This window comes from Microcystis sp. M061S2 (assembly GCF_020245605.1).
Lineage (GTDB): Bacteria > Cyanobacteriota > Cyanobacteriia > Cyanobacteriales > Microcystaceae > Microcystis.
Genome location: NZ_JADBUP010000026.1, coordinates 1 through 3,368, shown reverse-complemented (window position 1 = coordinate 3,368; position 3,368 = coordinate 1). Strand labels below are relative to the sequence as shown.

5 protein-coding genes are annotated in these 3,368 nt (G+C 38.6%); all 5 read right to left on the bottom strand.

The window, feature by feature from the left end; translation table 11 throughout:
• Positions 1-429: 429 nt before the first annotated feature.
• A complete protein-coding gene (locus IM475_RS05825) occupies positions 430-1,440 on the bottom strand; it encodes a glycosyltransferase 87 family protein (protein ID WP_287726969.1) in 1,011 nt (336 codons plus the stop codon).
• Positions 1,441-1,443: 3 nt separating this feature from the next.
• The gene (locus tag IM475_RS05820) at positions 1,444-1,602 is read right to left on the bottom strand and encodes a hypothetical protein (RefSeq protein WP_287726968.1); all 159 of its coding nucleotides are present in this window, start codon (positions 1,600-1,602) and stop codon (positions 1,444-1,446) included.
• A gap of 40 nt (positions 1,603-1,642) precedes the next feature.
• Entirely contained in the window at positions 1,643-1,774 is a 132-nt protein-coding gene (locus IM475_RS05815; protein ID WP_287726970.1) for a hypothetical protein, read from the bottom strand.
• A gap of 116 nt (positions 1,775-1,890) precedes the next feature.
• Positions 1,891-2,661: a Uma2 family endonuclease gene (locus IM475_RS05810; RefSeq protein ID WP_287726967.1), complete on the bottom strand. Its 771-nt coding sequence runs from the start codon at positions 2,659-2,661 to the stop codon at positions 1,891-1,893.
• A 116-nt stretch (positions 2,662-2,777) separates the two neighbouring features.
• Positions 2,778-3,368: Uma2 family endonuclease (locus IM475_RS05805; protein ID WP_287726966.1), on the bottom strand; the 591-nt coding region annotated here is incomplete at its 5' end.

Below are 3,368 nucleotides of genomic sequence, written 5' to 3'. Positions count from 1 at the left end.
TCAGAAGGTAGTTCATCTTGGGTTGGTGGTAGCTTGATCCCTTGTGGGTTAGCTGCAATTAGGAGGGTTTCTTGAGCCATTGGATTAGTTGGGGTGAACAACTGATGCCACTTTCTTATCATAAACCATTGTCAATGTCAATACAATTGCGATCACGATTGTCAGGATTAGTCATATTTTATCTATTGTCTTTCACAATTGGGCAATGAGGTTAAACTTATTCTCGAACTGACCTATCAAGGCTTTGTTTGGGTATATCTCTTGTTGTCTTACTTAATCCTTCCTTAATAATCAAAAACCCAAATATTAACATTAACGATGGATTAATAATAACTCCTATAGCGGTGTGCAGTCGTATGAGGTACAGTGTCACGAGCTATAAACCATGCTAGGCAAAGCTTGGTTTGTATCTCACTCAAGCGCTTACCGCTATATACTAAGTCCCATATCGGTCATGGCTGGAATAATAAAGTAATTTTTGGGAATGAGCAAAAGACCAAACAGGAGCAGATAGGCTAAATCAAACTTACTTGACTTTGGTTCATTAATAAAAAAAGCCAAAGGAATAAAAAGATTGAGAAGTCGATAATCTCCTGATGTGGGCGGGATAACATTCATCACAAAAACTAAAAGAGCTAGTTTTTTCCAGAAAAGTTTCTCCTTAGTCAGAATGTATAAACTTACCAATTCTACTATTATTAACGATAGTACAGAATAGGGTCTCAAAAGTAGTGAAACCCAATCAAAAAATGTTTGCCCTAGATCTGATGGTGGGATGATACCAATATCTTCAGAAATCTTTAAGACAAAAGCGGTAATAACCTTGATCAACCCGAACAAACTGACCCCATAAGGCCAACCTTCCGATCCGATCACATAATATTTCACAAACATTGCTTGATTTCTTCTCAATCCTTGAATATTTTCTAAAATACTTCCCTGAAAACACAGCAGAGAAAAAATAGTTATTAATGCGGCAAATATAATTACATATAGGATATTTTTCCACTTTTTTTCGCTTGCCAATAGGACTAGAAAAATTGCTGGAAATGGTTTCATCGCAATTGCTAGGGATAGACAAATTAAGGCAAAAAGCGATTTATAGTGATTTAAGCTATTATAAAAGTAAGCAAAACCACATAAAAACAAGAACGTATATAATTCTGCATTAGCTCTATCTATAGTAAATAGAAAAGGATAGCTCATGAAGGAAATTACAAAAATATCACGAAAATTGTCTAATCTATTAGTCTGAGAAAAGTTCTTGATTATGAAAAATAGCCAGCAGACTAAAAAAATACTCAAAAATACTAATAGTGCTAAATCTCTGCTCTTAAATAGAGTAAACGGGAAGAAAAATAACTCTCCCAATGGATAATATATACCAAAAATATAAACATCACTTCTGTAGGGATTAAGTTCTTTGATAAATTTAACCATGTTCTAAAAGTCATTAAACTTATCGTTAGGTGTCAATAAAAAACTATTAACAGGAAATCGATGGCCTAAATAAGCTCCCATACTGTAGTGATAAAAAACAGCAATAGCAAAGCCTATAACTATAATTGTGCTGATAAGCTTTATTTTCGTAGTACGTTCCATATTAATCATTCACTCGTTAGTGTACTGAAAATTTACTCTCTTATAAAGCGGCTGCTAATAGGGGTTGCAGGTTGTTGTCCACAGGTTCGTCAGGTAGAATAAAATCATCTGGCAGTTTTTCCCAGGTGATTATCGTTGATTTCGGGGGTAAATCAATAGCAGATGGTGTCATTGTCGTAAACAGTCCTTCCTAATATTTAATAAGCTCTCATAAACTGCCCACGACTAAGTAGGTGCATTAAATTAATTATCAAATAGACCTGTAGGTGGACAATACCTGCAATTAGTTCATACACTATCATCAACTTCAACTCCTAGCGCTCTCAATTGTGCCGCCAAGCGCTCGGCTCTTAGTTTTTCCTGTTCAGCCCGTTGCTTTTCCTGCTCGGTTCGTTGCCTTTCTTGCTCTACTAACTCACTGCCCCATAATAGCAAATTTCCCGACTTATCCCACCAGCGCAACCAATTAGTAGTAAATTCAGCTTTGGTTCCTTGCCAGATACCGATAAACAAGTTAAGTTCTTTTATCCAGTAACGATTATTCTCATCTGGCAACTGCTGCTCATACTTTCCTGCCACTAAACAATAAACATCTAATTCTCCAGTTTTTGGCTGAAATATTCCATAGACAGGTACTTGTAAGATTTGCTCATAAAAATACCATTTTCCATAGGGATAGTGAGGGTTGATGGAATACTCACCCCCTTCGGTTTCCGAGATAAACTCTAGGACGATGGTAGGAATTTCTCCTTCAAGATGGGGAGTATAACTGCACCGAATTTTTCCGCCAGGAATCGGTTTTACTGAGGCAATATAAACCCAATCAGGTGCTTTGACAACTGTTTGAGTTTTAACGGTAGCACATAAGCCAAAATTAGAAGCAATTAGCATCGATTCCAGAATTAGTCCTGCTAATTCTAGGGATTCGCGTAAAGCTGCTGCTAATAGGGGTTGCAAGTTGTTGTCCACAGGTTCGTCAGGTAGAATAAAATCATCGGGCAGTTTTTCCCAGGTGATTGTCGTTGATTTTTTGAACAAATTAATTGTAGATGGTGTCATTGTCGTAAACAGTCCTTCCTAATATTTAATAAGCTCTCATAAACTGCCCGCAACTAAGTAGGTGCATTAAATTAATTATAAAATAGACATCTAGGTGGACAATGCCTGCAATTATCTCATACACTATCATCAACTTCAACTCCCAGCGATCGCAATTGTGCCGCCAAGCGCTCTGCCCGTTGCTTTTCTTGCTCGGCCTTCAGTTTTTCCTGTTCAGCCCGTTGCTTTTCCTGCTCGGCCAACTCCTCTATGGTGGGGAGCAATTGCCCCTCTGCTGTTGCCCAACGTAGCCAAGTAATCGGCTCTTGTTCATCCCCATAAATTCCCTGCCACCGCACTAACACCAGCCCTAATATTTTGCTGCTGAACCTGCCTTGAGCATCTGGAGTTAAAGATTTATAAACGCCCCCTTCTAAGCGATGTCCCGCTAAATCTTCTGGCTCAAAGGGATCATACCAAAAGTATTCTGTCACCCGCAAACGATTCTGATAGATGAGCTTTTTCTCTTCTTTATCTTTTTTGGCTGTACTCTCAGAGAGCAACTCAATCACCACATCAGGAGCTTTTTCTTCTTCCCAGACGACCCAGCTTTTCCTTTCTTTTCGAGGCACGTCCACAACGACAAATACATCGGGCCCGCGATAATCCTCGTTACGCACTTGATTGGGGCTAAAGTAAACAAACATATTGCCTCCGACAAACGCTTC

What these genes read in the sequence shown, in the direction of transcription:
- IM475_RS05815 (WP_287726970.1), bottom strand. Translation starts at nt 1,774, where the DNA reads ATGACACCATCTGCTATTGATTTACCCCCGAAATCAACGATAATCACC.
- IM475_RS05825 (WP_287726969.1), bottom strand. Translation starts at nt 1,440, where the DNA reads ATGGTTAAATTTATCAAAGAACTTAATCCCTACAGAAGTGATGTTTAT.
- IM475_RS05820 (WP_287726968.1), bottom strand. Translation starts at nt 1,602, where the DNA reads ATGGAACGTACTACGAAAATAAAGCTTATCAGCACAATTATAGTTATA.
- IM475_RS05810 (WP_287726967.1), bottom strand. Translation starts at nt 2,661, where the DNA reads ATGACACCATCTACAATTAATTTGTTCAAAAAATCAACGACAATCACC.